The 14744-nt window shown below is 74.6% G+C and carries 13 protein-coding genes and 1 riboswitch; of the genes, 7 read left to right on the top strand and 6 right to left on the bottom strand.

What is annotated here, in order from left to right; translation table 11 throughout:
- Window positions 1-18: 18 nt before the first annotated feature.
- Genes ABZS66_RS29290 through ABZS66_RS29280 form a run of 3 tightly spaced genes read right to left on the bottom strand, consistent with a single transcriptional unit; the run spans window position 19 to window position 2731 of the window.
- Entirely contained in the window at window positions 19-921 is a 903-nt protein-coding gene (locus tag ABZS66_RS29290; protein WP_354763166.1) for a DJ-1/PfpI family protein, read from the bottom strand.
- Complete coding sequence (locus ABZS66_RS29285) at window positions 918-1505, bottom strand: isochorismatase family protein (protein WP_354763164.1); 588 nt, start codon at window positions 1503-1505, stop codon at window positions 918-920. Before ABZS66_RS29285 ends, ABZS66_RS29290 begins: the two co-directional genes overlap by 4 nt.
- On the bottom strand, window positions 1502-2731 hold the full coding sequence (locus ABZS66_RS29280; RefSeq protein ID WP_354763162.1) for an MFS transporter: 1230 nt from the start codon (window positions 2729-2731) through the stop codon (window positions 1502-1504). The genes ABZS66_RS29285 and ABZS66_RS29280 overlap by 4 nt, the downstream gene beginning before the upstream one ends.
- 75 nt (window positions 2732-2806) lie before the next feature.
- On the opposite strand from ABZS66_RS29280, the gene ABZS66_RS29275 reads away from it, so the two are divergent.
- Window positions 2807-3601, top strand: a complete 795-nt coding sequence (locus ABZS66_RS29275) for a methyltransferase domain-containing protein (RefSeq protein WP_354763160.1) — start codon at window positions 2807-2809, stop codon at window positions 3599-3601.
- A 49-nt stretch (window positions 3602-3650) separates the two neighbouring features.
- The gene (locus tag ABZS66_RS29270; protein ID WP_354763158.1) at window positions 3651-4478 is read left to right on the top strand and encodes a PHP domain-containing protein; all 828 of its coding nucleotides are present in this window, start codon (window positions 3651-3653) and stop codon (window positions 4476-4478) included.
- A 45-nt stretch (window positions 4479-4523) separates the two neighbouring features.
- Here the strand turns inward: ABZS66_RS29270 and wrbA are convergent, their stop codons facing one another.
- Complete coding sequence (wrbA, locus tag ABZS66_RS29265; RefSeq protein ID WP_354763156.1) at window positions 4524-5138, bottom strand: NAD(P)H:quinone oxidoreductase; 615 nt, start codon at window positions 5136-5138, stop codon at window positions 4524-4526.
- A gap of 91 nt (window positions 5139-5229) precedes the next feature.
- Between wrbA and ABZS66_RS29260 the strand changes: the two genes are divergently transcribed.
- The gene (locus tag ABZS66_RS29260) at window positions 5230-5829 is read left to right on the top strand and encodes a TetR/AcrR family transcriptional regulator (RefSeq protein WP_354763154.1); all 600 of its coding nucleotides are present in this window, start codon (window positions 5230-5232) and stop codon (window positions 5827-5829) included.
- Window positions 5830-5848: 19 nt separating this feature from the next.
- Here ABZS66_RS29260 and cobN read toward each other — a convergent pair whose 3' ends face one another.
- Window positions 5849-9406: a cobaltochelatase subunit CobN gene (gene cobN, locus ABZS66_RS29255; protein ID WP_354763152.1), complete on the bottom strand. Its 3558-nt coding sequence runs from the start codon at window positions 9404-9406 to the stop codon at window positions 5849-5851.
- A gap of 38 nt (window positions 9407-9444) precedes the next feature.
- Window positions 9445-9632, bottom strand: a riboswitch (cobalamin riboswitch).
- A 36-nt stretch (window positions 9633-9668) separates the two neighbouring features.
- On the opposite strand from cobN, the gene ABZS66_RS29250 reads away from it, so the two are divergent.
- From ABZS66_RS29250 to ABZS66_RS29235, 4 genes are read left to right on the top strand one after another with little or no spacing between them, the layout of a single operon-like run.
- Window positions 9669-10733, top strand: coding sequence for a precorrin-3B synthase (locus ABZS66_RS29250; RefSeq protein WP_354763150.1), 1065 nt, complete (start codon window positions 9669-9671; stop codon window positions 10731-10733).
- Entirely contained in the window at window positions 10730-11350 is a 621-nt protein-coding gene (locus ABZS66_RS29245; protein WP_354763148.1) for a precorrin-8X methylmutase, read from the top strand. The genes ABZS66_RS29250 and ABZS66_RS29245 overlap by 4 nt, the downstream gene beginning before the upstream one ends.
- Window positions 11347-12867, top strand: coding sequence for a precorrin-2 C(20)-methyltransferase (locus ABZS66_RS29240; protein WP_354763146.1), 1521 nt, complete (start codon window positions 11347-11349; stop codon window positions 12865-12867). Before ABZS66_RS29245 ends, ABZS66_RS29240 begins: the two co-directional genes overlap by 4 nt.
- 56 nt (window positions 12868-12923) lie before the next feature.
- Window positions 12924-13793: a DUF72 domain-containing protein gene (locus ABZS66_RS29235; RefSeq protein ID WP_354763144.1), complete on the top strand. Its 870-nt coding sequence runs from the start codon at window positions 12924-12926 to the stop codon at window positions 13791-13793.
- Between the two features lie 7 nt (window positions 13794-13800).
- On the opposite strand, the gene ABZS66_RS29230 is transcribed toward ABZS66_RS29235, so the two are convergent.
- Window positions 13801-14565, bottom strand: coding sequence for a cobalt-precorrin-6A reductase (locus ABZS66_RS29230; RefSeq protein ID WP_354763142.1), 765 nt, complete (start codon window positions 14563-14565; stop codon window positions 13801-13803).
- Window positions 14566-14744: the final 179 nt, after the last annotated feature.

Genomic DNA, 14744 nt, shown 5'->3' with positions numbered 1-14744 from the left:
ACGTCGGTGGACGGCGCGCTAGACGCGGGAGCGGAGGCGGCGGAGCATCCGGGCGTCCTCGAAGCCCGTCGCCCGGGCGGCCGCCTCGACCGTGGCGCCGTGGCCGATCAGATGTTCGGCGCGCTCCAGGCGGAGCATCTGCTGGTACCGCAGCGGCGTCAGGCCCGTCGCCTCGCCGAACGCCCGCGTCAGGGTCCGTTCGCTCACGCCCGCCGACGAGGCCAGGGTGCGCAGCGGCAGGCGCTCCGTGAAGCGGCCGTCGATGAGGTCCTGCACCCGGTGGACGACGTCCGAGAGATGGGCCCGGTGGCGCAGCATGGCGCTGTCCTGCGGCTCGTCGCCGTTCCGGCGGGCGTAGACCACCATCTCGCGAGCCACGCGCGCCGCGACGGCCGGGCCGTGGCGGGTGGCCACCAGGTGCAGGGCCAGGTCGATGCCGCTCGCGATGCCGGCCGACGTCACGACGCGCTCGTCGATGACGTAGAGGACGTCGCGCAGGATGCGGGCCGCCGGGTAGCGCGCCGCCAGGTGGTCCTGGAGGTCGTGGTGGGTCGTGCAGCGGCGGCCGTCCAGCAGGCCGGCCTGGCCCAGCGCGTCGGCGCCCGCGCACACGCTCGCCACCGTGCCGCCGGCGCGATGATGGGCGGCCAGCCGGCGGCGGGTCGAACCGGTCAGCACGCCGTGCACGCCGAAGCGGCTGCCGCGCCAGCCGGGCACCAGGATCAGGTCGTCCGGGGCGAGGTCCGGCCAGGCCACCTCGGCCCGGACGGGCACGTCCTGCGCGGTGGGCACGTCCTCCTGCTCGGCGACGTAGTGCAGGCTGTACCCGAGGCCGAAGTCGCGGACCGTCGAGAAGACCTGGGCCGGGCCGGCCAGGTCCAGCAGGTGCAGCTGCGGCACGAGCAGGAAGACCACCTTCACCGGGAGAGGACCTCCTTGACCGTCGCGACGGTGGCGAACCGGCCGTCCAGCGCATATTCGGTCCGGGCGATGATGTCGGCCGTCGACAGCGTGCGGGGGCTGGCGAGGATCTCGTCGTAGGGGCGGCCGCGGTCGTCGCGGTGCGCGATCGGGAACGTCGCGGTCGCCTCGGTCACGTAGGTGACCTCATAGCCCAGGTCGCCGGCCACCCGGGTGGTCGTCTCGCAGCACAGCTCGGTCTGGATGCCGGTCACGATGAGGTGCCGGACGCCCTCGGTGGTCAGCAGCTGGGCCAGGCCGGTCGTGGTGAACGCGTTCGCCGAGGTCTTGGTGAGCACCGGCTCGCCGGCCAGGGGCGACAGGCCGTCCATGAGCCGCACGTGGTCGTGGCCGGCGTCGGGGTCGAAGACGTTGCCGGTGCCGGGCTCGTGGTGCAGGACCCAGACGACCAGGTCGCCGCGGCGGCGGGCGTCGTCGATCAGCGGGTTCACCGCGTCGACGATGCCGGGGTTGGAGCAGGCGGCCCAGCTGGGCCGCTGCCGGAAGGACTCCTGGATGTCGATGACGAGCAGCGCGCTTCTCATACCTCCGATCCTGCGGCCGGAACGGGCGTGGCGCCAGGCACCGGCTGGCCGCCGACCGGACCGATCCGGTCATCCGCGTGCCGGGGTGTGGACAGCCACCACAGCGCGATCAGCAGCAGCGACAGCACGAGCAGCGCCGGGCCCAGCGCCTCGACCGTCGTGCGGGTGAGCAGAAGACCGATCGCGCTCGGTACCAGCGCTCCACCCAGGCCGGCCGCGGCGATCTGGAGGCCGATCACCCGGTCGGCCAGCGCGGCGCCGACGCGCTCCGACGTCGTCAGGGTGAGCAGCGGGAACACGGGCGCGGCGGCGAACCCGATCAGGGCCAGCCCGGCGACCGCCAGCCAGCCGGGGCCGGGCACCGCGACCAGCGCCGACCCCAGCGCCATCCCGGACAGGCTGGCCACCAGCACCGCGTGCGAGCCGAACCGCTCGGCCACCACACCCTGGACGACCCGGCCCAGGAACAGCATCGCCCAGTAGCCGGACACGCACAGGCCGGCGATGCCGGCGTCGACCTCGCGGCCGCGGGTGAGCAGCAGGAACGCCCACAGGCCGGCACCGGCCTCGACGGCGACGTACACGGCGAACGCGACCACGCTCAGCCACACGGCCGGCCGGGCCAGCACACCGCCGGGCGCCGGCGGAGCGGCGTGATGCTCGGGGAGGGGCGTGCGGCCCCAGCGCCGCGCGTTGAACACGAACGACAGGGCGAGCGCGAGCTGGGCGGTCGAGACGATCGCGTACCCGAGCCGCCACACGGCGCCCGCCTCGATGACGCCGGTCATGATGAGCGGCCCGATCGCGACGCCGAGCCCGAAGCAGGCGTGCAGCCAGTTCATGTGCCGCGGCCCGAACTCGGTCGCCGCGTAGGCGTTGAGACCGGCGTCGATGGCGCCGCCGCCGAGCCCGCCGAGCAGCGCGCACGGGATGAGGAACCAGAGGTTGGGCGCGACGCCGTAGCCGGCGAGGGCCAGGCCCGCCATGGCGGTGCTGACCGCCAGCAGCCAGCCGACGCCGATCCGGCTGAGCAGGAACCCCGCGGCGATGCTGGAGCTGAGATAGCCGGTGGTCGAGGCGACCAGAAGGTAGGCCACCGAGTCGAACGACACGTCGAACGTCCGGGCGATGGACGGCCAGCCGACGCCGAGCAGGCCGTCGGGCAGGCCCAGGCTGATGAACGCGAAATAGGCCAGCACCAGCAGCGAGGCCTTCACCTTGGTCACCGGGTGATCTTACGGGTTCCCATTATCCAAGAACATCATCCCGTACTTCAAGACGCGGATACTACTGTGTGGGACATGCCAAGCAACGTGTACACCCACGGGCACCACGAGTCGGTCCTGCGCTCCCACCGCTGGCGCACCGCCGAGAACTCGGCCGCCTACCTGCTGCCCGTCCTGCGGCCGGACCAGCACCTGCTCGACGTCGGCGCGGGCCCCGGCACCATCACGGCCGACCTGGCCGGACGGGTCGGCCGGGTCACCGCCCTGGAGGCCACCGCCGACGCCCTCGACGTGACCCGCGGCGGCGCCGGGCACCTGGCCACCGTGGACTTCGCCGTCGGCGACGTCCACGAGCTGCCGTTTCCCGACGACTCGTTCGACGTCGTCCACGCCCACCAGGTGCTCCAGCACGTGGCCGACCCGGTGCTCGCGCTGCGCGAGATGGCCCGGGTGTGCCGGCCGGGCGGCTGGGTGGCCGCCCGCGACAGCGACTACGCGGCGTTCACCTGGTTCCCGCAGCTGCCGGAGCTCGACGACTGGATGACGCTGTACCAGCGGATGGCCCGCGCCAACGGCGGCGAGCCCGACGCAGGCCGGCGACTGCTGTCCTGGGCCCGCGCGGCCGGCCTGACGGCGGTGACGGCGACGTCGAGCACCTGGTGCTTCGCGAACGCCGACGACCGCGCCTGGTGGGGCGGCATGTGGGCGGACCGCGTCCGCAGCTCGGCGATGGCCACCCAGGCGCTCGACAGCGGCGTCCCGGCCGCGGAGCTGGACCGGCTCGCCGAGGGCTGGCGCACGTGGACGGCGGCCGAGGACGGCTGGCTGTCGATCCTGCACGGCGAGATCCTGGTGGCCGTCACCTCATGAGCGCGGGGCACGGCCGGGCCCGGCACCCGGCCGTGACACCATGCGCGGCATGCTGCCCGCGGACCTGCACACGCATTCCGAGTTCTCCTGGGACACCGCCACCGGCGACATGGCCGGCTCGTGCGCGCGGGCGGTCGAGCTGGGGCTGCCGGCGATCGCGTTCACCGAGCACACCGACTTCGTGTCGTGGACGGTCGAACCGGCCGGGCTGCCCGACCGGATGGCCCGGCGCGTGGTCGACGGGGAGCTGGTGCCCCCGCCGCTCGACGTGGCCGGGTACCTCGAGGCGATCGACCGCTGCCGCGCGAAGTACCCGGGCCTGCGGATCATCGCCGGCGTCGAGCTCGGCGAGCCGCACTGGTTCGCCGGGCCGACCGCGGCCCTGCTCGCGTCGGCGCCGTTCGAGCGGGTGATCGGCTCGCTGCACTCACTGCTGGTCGACGGGCGGTACCGCCTGGTCGAGGACGAGTACCAGCTGCGGCCGGTCGCCGACGTGCTGCGCGACTACTTCGCCGAGACGGTCCGGCTCATCGAGACGTGCGACGCCTTCGAGGCGCTGACCCACTGGGACTACCCCGTCCGCTACCTGCCGGCCGGCCAGCCGTTCCGGCCGGAGGACTTCGAGGAGGAGCTGCGCGCGGTGCTGCGGTCCCTCGCCGGCACCGGGCGGGCGCTGGAGGTCAACACCCGCCGGGCCGTCGAGCCGCTCGTCCTGCGCTGGTGGCGCGAGTCGGGCGGCCGGGCGGTGAGCTTCGGCAGCGACGCCCACCGCCCCGACCTGGTCGCGGCCGGCTTCACCGAGGCCGCGGCGCTGGCCGAGGCGGCGGGCTTCGGACCGGGCCGCCACCCGTGGGACCACTGGCTGGTCGGCCGCTGACCGACCCGGTCGGGGCCTGGTCACGGCCTGTCGGCTCTGGACCTATCAGGCGACCAGCGCGGCCGAGTCCACGAGGCGGGCGGCGACCGTCGCCAGGCGGTGGCCCTGGTAGCGCGCCACCGCCAGGGTCTCCTCGCTCGGCCCGCCCTCGGAGCCCGGGTGCCCGACGCCGTAGGGGTTGCCGCGGGCCGCGAAGATCTTCGGGTCGGTGTATCCGGGCGGCACGATGAACGCGCCCCAGTGATAGAAGGTGTTGTACAGCGCGAGCAGCGTCGACTCGTTGCCGCCCTGCGCGTTGGCCGCGCTGGTGAAGGCGGTCGCCGCCTTGTCCGCGAGCAGGCCCTGCGCCCACAGCCCGCCCGTGGTGTCGATGAACTGCTTCAGCTGCGCGGCCACGTTGCCGTAGCGGGTCGGCGTGCCGAGCGCGTAGGCGTCCGCCCACAGCAGGTCCTCGTGCGTGGCCGGCTCGATGTGCGCCGTGGCCTCGATGTGCGCGCGCCAGGCCGGGTTGGCGTCGATCGCCGAGTCCGGCGCCAGCTCCGGCACCCGGCGCAGCCGGACCTCGGCCCCCGCGTCGGCGGCGCCGGCGGCGATGGCCTCGGCGAGCGTGTGCACGCTGCCGGTGGCCGAGTAGTAGATGACGGCGACGTTGGCCACCATGACCCCTCCAATAAAATGGAATAGTTTCCGCTTACCGCCGACAACGGTAAGCGGAATGAGTTCCACTTGCAAGGGATGCGAGGATCGTCACGTGAACCGCCGTGAGCCACCCCTGCTGCCGGTCGTCGGCCAGCCCCCGGCCGAGCGGGCCGACGCGGCCCGCAACCGGCAGCGGCTGGTCGAGGCCGCGCAGCGGATCGTGGCCGCGAAGGGCGTGCAGGGGCTGGCCCTCGACGACGTGGCGAAGGAGGCGGGCGTCGGCGTCGGCACCGCGTACCGGCGCTTCGGGGACGTCAGCGGGCTCGCGTACGCGCTCATGGAGGGCCACGAGATCCGCTTCCAGGAGGCGCTCCTGAGCGGCCCTCCGCCGCTGGGGCCGGGCGCGCCGCCGGCCGAGCGGATCCGCGCGTTCGTGCACGGGATGCGCGACCTGCAGCGCGAGCAGTGGGAGCTGCGGCTGCTCGCGTCGTTCAAGGCCCCCGAGGGGTACGGCAGCGGCCCGTACCCGGCCTACCACCTGCACCTGACGACGCTGCTGCGGGACCTGGTGGAGGACCCCGGCTACTGGGCGAGCATGCTGCTCGCGCTGCTGCAGCCGGCGCTGCTCGACCACCAGCAGCGGGTGCTCGGCATCGGCGACGACCGGATCCGGGCCGGCCTCGACTCGGTCCTCGACCGGCTGTTGCGCTAGTCCGCTGGGCTAGTCCGGGCTAGTCCTCGGGACCGGCCTCAAGGTCGCCCTCGGTGTCCAGGTACGCCTGCCGCAGCCCGTCGAGGGTCTCCGGCGCCGGGTGCTCCCACAGGCCGCGGTCGGCCGCCTCCAGGAGCCGCTCGGTGATGCCGTGCAGCGCCCACGGGTTCGACTCGTCGAGGAACTTGCGGGTCTCCGGGTCGAAGACGTACGACTCGGCGAGCTTCTCGTACATCCAGTCGGCCACGACGCCGGCCGTGGCGTCGAAGCCGAACAGGTAGTCGACGGTGGCCGCCAGCTCGAACGCGCCCTTGTAGCCGTGCCGGCGCATCGCCGCGAGCCAGCGCGGGTTGACCACGCGGGCCCGGAAGACGCGGGCGGTCTCCTCGCTCAGCGTGCGGGTGCGCACGGCGCTGGGGTTGGTGCTGTCGCCGACGTACGCCGCCGGGGCCCGGCCGGTCAGCGCGCGGACCGTGGCGACCATGCCGCCGTGGTACTGGAAGTAGTCGTCGGAGTCGGCGATGTCGTGCTCGCGGGTGTCGGTGTTCTTGACGGCGACGGAGATCCGGCGGTACGCCTGCTCCATGTCCCCGCGGGCCGGCAGCCCGTCGACGCCGCGGCCGTAGGCGTAGCCGCCCCACACCGCGTAGACCTCGGCCAGGTCCTTGTCGTCGCGCCAGTTCCGGCTGTCGATGAGCGGGAGGATGCCGGCACCGTAGGCGCCCGGCTTGGAGCCGAAGATGCGCAGCGCCGCCCGCCGCTCGTCGCCGTGCTCGGCGACGGCCTCGGCCACGTGGGCCCGGACGTAGTTGTCGGCCGGGTCCTCGTCGAGGCCGGCGACCAGCCGCACGGCGTCGTCGAGCAGCGCCACCACGTGCGGGAACGCGTCGCGGAAGAAGCCGCTGATGCGCATCGTGACGTCGATGCGCGGCCGGCCCAGCTCATCCAGGCCGACCGGCACCAGGTCCACGACGCGGCGCGACGCGTCGTCCCACACCGGGCGCACGCCCAGCAGCGCGAGGGCCTCGGCGATGTCGTCGCCGGCGGTGCGCATCGCGCTGGTGCCCCACATCGACAGGCCGACGCTCCGCGGCCAGTCGCCGTTGTCCGCCCGGTACCGGGCCAGGAGGGAGTCGGCCATGGCCTGGCCGGTCTCCCAGGCGAGCCGGCTGGGGACCGCCTTCGGGTCGACCGAGTAGAAGTTGCGCCCGGTCGGCAGCACGTTGATGAGGCCGCGCAGCGGCGAGCCGCTGGGGCCGGCCGGGACGTAGCCGCCGGCGAGCGCGTGCAGGACCATCGTGAGCTCGTCGGTCGTCCGCGCCAGCCGGGGCACGATCTCCTCGGCGGCGAACCGCAGCACCCGTACCACATCCGGAAGGTCCGAAACGTCGGATGCGGCGGCCGGGTCCCAGTCGCGGGACTCCATCGCCGAGACCAGCTCCCGGGCCCGCGCCTCGAAGTCGTCGGTCGAGCTGCGGTCGGTCGAGGACTCCGACATGCCGAGGGCCTCGCGCAGGCCGGGCAGGGCCGCCACCTGGCCGCCCCACATCTGCCGGGCCCGCAGCATGGCGAGGACCAGGTCGACCCGCGCCTCGCCCGCCGGCGCCACGCCCAGCACGTGCAGGCCGTCGCGGATCTGCACGTCCTTGACCTCGCACAGCCAGCCGTCGACGTGCAGCAGGAAGTCGTCGAACCCGGCGTCGTGCGGCCGGTCGTCGAGGCCCAGGTCGTGGTCGAGCCGGGCGGCCTGGATCAGGGTCCAGATCTGGGCCCGGATCGCCGGCAGCTTCGCCGGGTCGAGCGCGGCGATCGTGGCGTGCTCGTCGAGCAGCTGCTCCAGGCGGGCGATGTCGCCGTAGGTGTCGGCCCGGGCCATCGGCGGGATGAGGTGGTCGACCAGGGTCGCGTGGGCGCGCCGCTTGGCCTGGGTGCCCTCGCCGGGGTCGTTGACCAGGAACGGGTAGATCAGCGGCAGGTTGCCCAGCGCCGCGTCGGCACCGCAGGCGGCGGACAGGCCGACGGTCTTGCCGGGCAGCCACTCCAGGTTGCCGTGCTTGCCGACGTGCACGACGGCGTGGGCCCGGAACTCGTCGGCGAGCCAGCGGTACGCGGCCAGGTAGTGGTGGCTCGGCGGGAGGTCGGGGTCGTGGTAGATGGCGACCGGATTCTCGCCGAACCCGCGCGGCGGCTGCACCATCACCACGACGTTGCCCTCGCGCAGCGCGGCCAGGACGATCTCGCCGTCGGGGTCGCGCGAGCGGTCGACGAACAGCTCCCCCGGCGCCGGCCCCCAGTGCCGCTCCATCTCCTCGCGCAGCGCGGCGGGCAGCGTCGCGAACCAGGCGCGGTAGCTCGCCGCGGAGATGCGGATCGGGTTGCCCTGCAGCTGCTCCTCGGTCAGCCAGTTGACGTCCTGGCCGCCGGCGGCGATGAGCGCGTGCATCAGCGCGTCGCCGTTCTCCGGGAATCCCCGGCCGATGTCGTACCCCTGCAGCCGCAGCTCGGCGAGCAGCCGCACCACGCTCGCGGGCGTGTCCAGGCCGACCGCGTTGCCGATCCGCGCGTGCTTCGTCGGGTACGCGCTGAGCATGATCACGACGCGCTTCCCGCTCGCCGGCACGTGGCGCAGGCGGGCGTGCGCGACGGCGATGCCGGCGACCCTCGATGCGCGTTCGGGATCGGCGACGTACACCGTGAGGCCGTCGGCGTCGATCTCCTTGAACGAGAACGGGACCGTGATGATGCGGCCGTCGAACTCGGGGATCGCGACCTGGGTGGCGGTGTCGAGCGGGGACATCCCGTCGTCGCTGCCGTCCCAGGTGTCGCGGCTGCCGGTGAGGCACAGGCCCTGCAGGATCGGCACGTCGAGCGCGGCCAGGGCGCCGACGTCCCACGCCTCGTCGGCGCCGCCCGCCTGCGCCTCGGCCGGGCGGGTGCCGCCGGCGGCGAGCACGGTGACGACGAGGGCGTCGGCCTGGGCGAGCGTCTCCAGCAGCTCGGCGGGGGCGGTGCGCAGCGAGGACGCGAACACGGGCAGGGCGCGGCCGCCCTCGGCCTCGATCGCGTCGCACAGCGCGCCGACGAACGCGGTGTTCCCGGCGACGTGGTGGGCCCGGTAGTAGATGACCCCGACGGTGGGGCCTTCCGTGCCGGGGCGGTCGACGACCCCCCAGGCGGGCGTCTCGACCGGGGGCAGGAAGCCGTTGCCGTCGAGCAGGACCGTGTCGCTGAGGAACCGGTGCAGCTCGGCCAGGTTGGCGGCGCCGCCGTGGGCCAGGTAGGCGTGGGCCTCCGCGGCCAGGCCGGCGGGCACCGTCGAGTGGCGCATCAGCTCGGCGTCGGGGGCCTGCTCGCCGCCCAGGACCACGACCGGCGTGCCGGTCGCCAGCAGCGCGTCGAGGCCGTCCTCCCAGTCGCGGTAGCCGCCGAGGATGCGCACGACCACGAGATCGGCCCCGTCGAGCAGGCCGGGCAGGTCGTCGACGGCGGTGCGGGACGGGTTGGCCAGCCGGTAGGCGGCGCCGCTGGCCCGCGCGCTGAGCAGGTCGGTGTCGGACGTGGACAGCAGCAGGATCACGCCGGGGTCCTCCCTCGGGGTCCGCGCCCCAAGTGTGTCGGGATGGGTCCGGCGGCGGAGAGTCTCCTGGCTCCCGGATCGGCGCTCACCCCCGGCCTTCCCGGGCTGGTGCCCGGTGGCCGTCTGGTGGAGGCTCGCTCCCCGGTCACAGTGGCGGGACCGCGCCGGACTTCCACCGGCTTCCTCCACACGTCGCCGTTACAGCACCGCCAACTCTCCTCGACGCGGCTCGCCCCCGTCAAGCGCAGGTAGTATCCGGCCCGTGCACGGACGCGACGCTCCCGACCGCTGCCCGGGCGCCGTGCAGGTGCACCCCGCGGCCGACGGCGGCCTGGCCCGCGTCCGGCTGCCGGGCGGGCTGCTGACGGCCGCCCAGCTGCGCGTGCTGCGATCGGCTGCGATCGATCTTGGCGACCCGGTGCTGGAGCTGACCTCGCGGGGGAACATCCAGGTCAGGGCGCTGCGGCCAGGCGCGCCGGCGGTGCTGGCGCGGCGGCTGCACGAGGCCGGGCTGCTGCCGTCGGAGGCCCACGAGCGGGTGCGCAACATCATCGCCTCGCCGCTGAGTCCCGCGGTGCGGCCGGTGGTGGCGGCCTTTGACGCGCTGCTGTGCTCGTCGTCGACGTTGGTCGATCTGCCGGGGCGGTTCCTGGTGACGGTCGACGACGGGCGCGGGGACGTGACGGGGCTCGGCGGGGACGTCGGGCTGCTCGGCGACCGGCTGCTGCTCGCTGGCTGCCCGACGTCGCTGCACGGGGGTGCTGACCTGCTGATCCAGGCCTGCCAGGCGTTTCTGGACGAGCGGGCGGCGCAGGGCTCGCAGGCGTGGCGGCTGGGTGAGCTGGCCGACGGGCCGGCGCGGGTCGCCGCGCGGCTCGGGACCGACGTCGGTCGATCGCTGGAGCTGCCGCCGCGACCCACTCCGGTCGGCCCCCTTCCGGCGGGGGCCGTCGTCGTCGTGCCGCTCGGGTTGTTGACGCCGGAGCAGTCGGCGGTCCTGGCGGACGTCGCCGAAGAGATCATTGTCACGCCGTGGCGGACTCTGGCGGTACACCGGCTGCCGATGGCGGAAGCTGAGCGCCTGGCCGCCGCCGGGCTCTCCAGCGACCCGGCGTCGCCGTGGATCGGCGTCACGGCCTGCGCCGGCCGGCCCGGCTGCACCAAGGCACTGGCCGACGTCCGGGCCGACGCCCGCTTTGCGGTGTCGGATGCGCCGGAGCCGCTGCCGGTGCACTGGGTGGGTTGCGAGCGGCGCTGCGGTGCGCCGAAGGGAAGGCACGTGGAGATGATCGCGACGGGTTCGGGGTACCGGCGGGTGGCGCCGTGAGCGACTACATCCGCGACGGGGCCGAGATCTACCGGCGGTCGTTCGCCACCATCCGCGCCGAGGCCGACCTGTCCTCCCTGGAGCCCGGCGTCGCGCAGGTGACCGTCCGCATGATCCACGCCTGCGGCATGGTCGACCTGCCGCGCGACGTCGCCTGCTCGCCCGGCGTCGTGGCCCGGGCCCGGCAGGCGCTGCGCGACGGCGCGCCGATCCTGTGCGACGCCGAGATGGTCGCCGCCGGCGTGACCCGGGCCCGGCTCCCCCGCGCCAACGACGTCGTGTGCACCCTGCGCGACCCGCGGGTACCGTCGCTCGCCGCGCAGCTCGGCACCACCCGCAGCGCCGCCGCGCTCGAGCTGTGGGGCGACCGGCTCGGCGGCGCGGTGGTCGCGATCGGCAACGCGCCGACCGCGCTGTTCCGCCTCCTGGAGCTCGTCGCCGCGGGCGCGCCGCGGCCGGCGGCCGTGCTCGGCATCCCGGTCGGCTTCATCGGCGCCGCCGAGTCGAAGGTCGCGCTCGCCGGGTCGGGCCTCGACTTCCTGGTGGTGCACGGCCGGCGCGGCGGCAGCGCGATGGCGGCGGCCGCCGTCAACGCGATCGCGGACGAGAAGGAATGACCACAGTGGACAGTGGGCGGCTGTACGGCGTCGGCCTCGGCCCGGGCGACCCCGAGCTGATGACGGTCAAGGCGGCGCGGCTGGTCGCGGCGGCCCCGGTCGTGGCGTACCACAGCGCCCGGCACGGCCGCAGCATCGCCCGCTCGATCGCGGCATCGTTGCTGCGGGCCGACCAGATCGAGGAGGCCCTGGTCTACCCGGTGACGACTGAGCAGACCGACGACTACCGCGGGACGATCGAGGAGCACTACGACGCCTGGGCCGCCCGGCTCGCCGCACACCTCGACGCCGGCCGCGACGTGGTCATCCTGTGCGAGGGCGACCCGCTCTTCTACGGCTCGTACATGCACATGCACAAGCGGCTCGCCCACCGGTACCCGACCGAGGTCGTCCCGGGGGTGACGTCGATCTCGGGCGCGGCGGCGGTGCTCGGCCGCCCGCTGGTCGAGCGCGACGAGGTGCTCACCGTCCTCCCCGGCACGCTCCCGGCGGCGGAGCTGGCGGCCCGGCTGGCCGCGACCGACTCGGCGGCGGTGATGAAGCTGGGCCGCACGTTCCCGGCGGTCCGCGACGCGCTGTCGGAGTCCGGGCGGCTCTCCGAGGCCTGGTACGTCGAGCGCGCGACCACGTCACGCGAGCGGATATCACCACTGGCCGATGTCGATCCGTCGACGGTCCCCTATTTCTCCCTGGCCCTGGTACCGAGCCGCCTGCACACCGCCTCCCCGGTTCCGGACATTTCCGAAGCTTCGGTCTCGCCGCCCATCGGCGACGTGGTCGTCGTGGGGCTCGGCCCCGCCGGCCGGGACTGGCTCACGCCCGAGGCCCTCGCCGCCGTCGAGGCGGCCGACGACCTGGTCGGCTACGGCCCCTACCTCGACCGCGTCCCGGCCAACCCGCGCCAGCGCCGGCACGCCTCCGACAACCGGGTCGAGGCCGAGCGGGCCGAGTTCGCCCTGGCCCTGGCCCACTCCGGCCGCCGGGTCGCGGTGGTGTCGTCGGGCGACCCGGGCGTGTTCGCGATGGCCGCCGCGGTGCTGGAGGTCGCCGCCGAGCCCCGCTGGAAGGACGTGCCGGTGCGGGTGCTGCCCGGCCTGACCGCGGCCCAGGCGGTGGCGAGCCGGGTCGGCGCGCCGCTCGGCCACGACTTCTGCGTGCTGTCGCTGTCGGACCGCCTCAAGCCGTGGGACGTCATCGCCCGCCGGCTGACCGCCGCGGCCCAGGCCGACCTGGTGATCGCGATCTACAACCCGGGCTCGCGCAGCCGCACCTGGCAGGTCGCCGAGGCGCGCGACCTGCTGCTGGCCCACCGCTCCCCCGACACCCCGGTCGTACTCGGCCGCGACGTCGGCGGCCCCGGCGAGCGGGTGCGGGTGGTCCGCCTGGCCGACCTGGACCCGGCCGAGGTCGACATGCGCACGCTGCTCATCGTCGGTTCGTCCCAGACCCGGACCCAGGAACGCGACGGCGCGCCGCCGGTGGTGTGGACTCCCCGGCGGTACCCCGGAACGGCCTGAGGCGCGGGCCGCTCCCCGGCTTGCCACCACGGGCCGTTCGGGGTCGAATGAATTACATGGGTGTGATTCGGCTCGGCACGTCCTCGTGGGCGGACCGGCAGCTGCTGACGTCGGGCTGGTACCCCCGCTCGGTCCGCACCCCGGCCGGCCGGCTGGCCCACTACGCGAGCCGCTTCGACCTGGTCGAGGCCGACACCAGCTTCCACGCGATCCCGGCCCCGGAGACCACGGCCGCCTGGGCCGCCGCGACCCCGGACGGCTTCACCTTCGACGTGAAGGCGTTCGGCCTGCTGACCGGCCACCCGACCCGCCTGGCCGCCCTGCCGTCGGACCTCCGCCCGGACGGCGTGGACGTCACCATCCGCCTGCGCCGCCGGGACCTGCCCGAGGAGGCGGTGGAGGAGCTGTGGCACCGGTTCCACCAGGCCCTGGACCCGCTGGACGAGGCGGGCCGCCTGGGCACGGTGGTGCTGGCCTTCCCGTCCTGGCTGGCGCACGGCCCGGCGGCGACCCGCCGGGTCCTGGACACGATCGAACGCTGCGCACACCGCCCGGCCGCGGTGGAGCTCCGCCACACCTCCTGGTTCGAGGGCACCCGGGCCACGGAGACGCTCCGGATGCTCCAGGAGGCGGGCGCCGCGTACGTGTGCGTGGACACCCCGCTGTCACCGCCACCGCTGCTGGCGGTGACGGCGGAGCCGGCGGTGGTCCGCTTCCACGGCCACGAACCGGGCCCGAAGGAGTTCACGTACTCCGACCGCGAGCTGCAGGACTGGGCCGCCCGCCTGCACCACCTGTCGGCCGACGCCGAGGAGCTCCACGTGCTGATGAACACCTGCTGCGCCGGCCAGGCCCAGCGCGACGGCGAACGCCTGGCCGAGTTCCTGGCCGCCTCGGCCCCGCGCCGGGGCCTCCGCGCCGTCTAGGCGATCTTCAACTGCTCGTCGCCGAGGTCGGCGATGACCTAAAGTCCGTCGCCGACTCCAGCCGGGCCAGGGCCTCGGCAACGGTGGCGACGGCCTCTACGGACGGCGGGAGGGGTGGGCGGTCGACCATGACGACCGGGACGGCCAGCGTGCGGGCGGCCGTCAGCTTGGCTGCCGTCATGTCGCCGCCGCTGTCCTTGGTCACCAGGACGTCGATCGCGCGGGCGCGGAGCAGGGCCGTCTCGGTCTCGACCGTGAACGGGCCGCGGTCCAGCAGCACCTCGACGTTCGGGGGCAGCGGGGGCTCCGGCGGGTCGACGCTGCGGGACAGGAACCACGGCGCCGTCAGGTGGGCGAAGGCCGGCAGCGACTGGCGGCCCGTCGTCAGGAACACCCGGCCCGCGTCGCGGATCGCCTCGGCCGCGGCCTCCAGGGAGGGCACCCGCTGCCAGCGGTCGCCCGGGCCGGAGGTCCAGCCGGGGCGGCGCAGGACGAGCAGCGGCACGCCCGTCTCGGCGGCCGCCGCGGCCGCGTTCGACGTGATGCGCGCGGCGAACGGGTGCGTGGCGTCGACGATCGCCGCGACCCGCTCGGCGCGGAGGTAGTGGGTCAGGCCGGCGACACCGCCGAAGCCGCCGACGCGGACCTCGCCCGGTGGCAGCGACGGCTGGGCGACCCGGCCCGCCAGGGACGAGACGACCCGCACCCCGGTCAGGGCCGCGGCCAGGCGCCGGGCCTCGCCGGTGCCGCCGAGGATGAGCACCGTCCGCACCGCGCCAGCCTAGCCGGGCCGGGGAAGGATCCCGGCCCGGCCAGGGCTGACGGTCAGGGGTAGTTGACCCAGTTGGCGACGTTCGACGAGGAGTTCGACGGGCCGCCCGTGTTGTTGATGATGCGGGCGATGGTGCCCGTGCCGCCCAGCGACACCGTCACCATGTTGTGGAACTTCAC

Origin of the sequence: Dactylosporangium sp. NPDC005572 (assembly GCF_040605515.1) — a bacterium.
In the GTDB taxonomy this organism is placed as follows: Bacteria; Actinomycetota; Actinomycetes; order Mycobacteriales; family Micromonosporaceae; genus Dactylosporangium.
This window is presented reverse-complemented; position numbering and strand designations above follow the sequence as displayed.

Coding starts and splice junctions, on each gene's coding strand:
- ABZS66_RS29270 (WP_354763158.1), top strand. CDS start 3,651: ATGCTGCCCGCGGACCTGCACACGCATTCCGAGTTCTCCTGGGACACC.
- ABZS66_RS29275 (WP_354763160.1), top strand. CDS start 2,807: ATGCCAAGCAACGTGTACACCCACGGGCACCACGAGTCGGTCCTGCGC.
- ABZS66_RS29235 (WP_354763144.1), top strand. CDS start 12,924: ATGGGTGTGATTCGGCTCGGCACGTCCTCGTGGGCGGACCGGCAGCTG.
- ABZS66_RS29240 (WP_354763146.1), top strand. CDS start 11,347: ATGACCACAGTGGACAGTGGGCGGCTGTACGGCGTCGGCCTCGGCCCG.
- ABZS66_RS29285 (WP_354763164.1), bottom strand. CDS start 1,505: ATGAGAAGCGCGCTGCTCGTCATCGACATCCAGGAGTCCTTCCGGCAG.
- wrbA (WP_354763156.1), bottom strand. CDS start 5,138: ATGGTGGCCAACGTCGCCGTCATCTACTACTCGGCCACCGGCAGCGTG.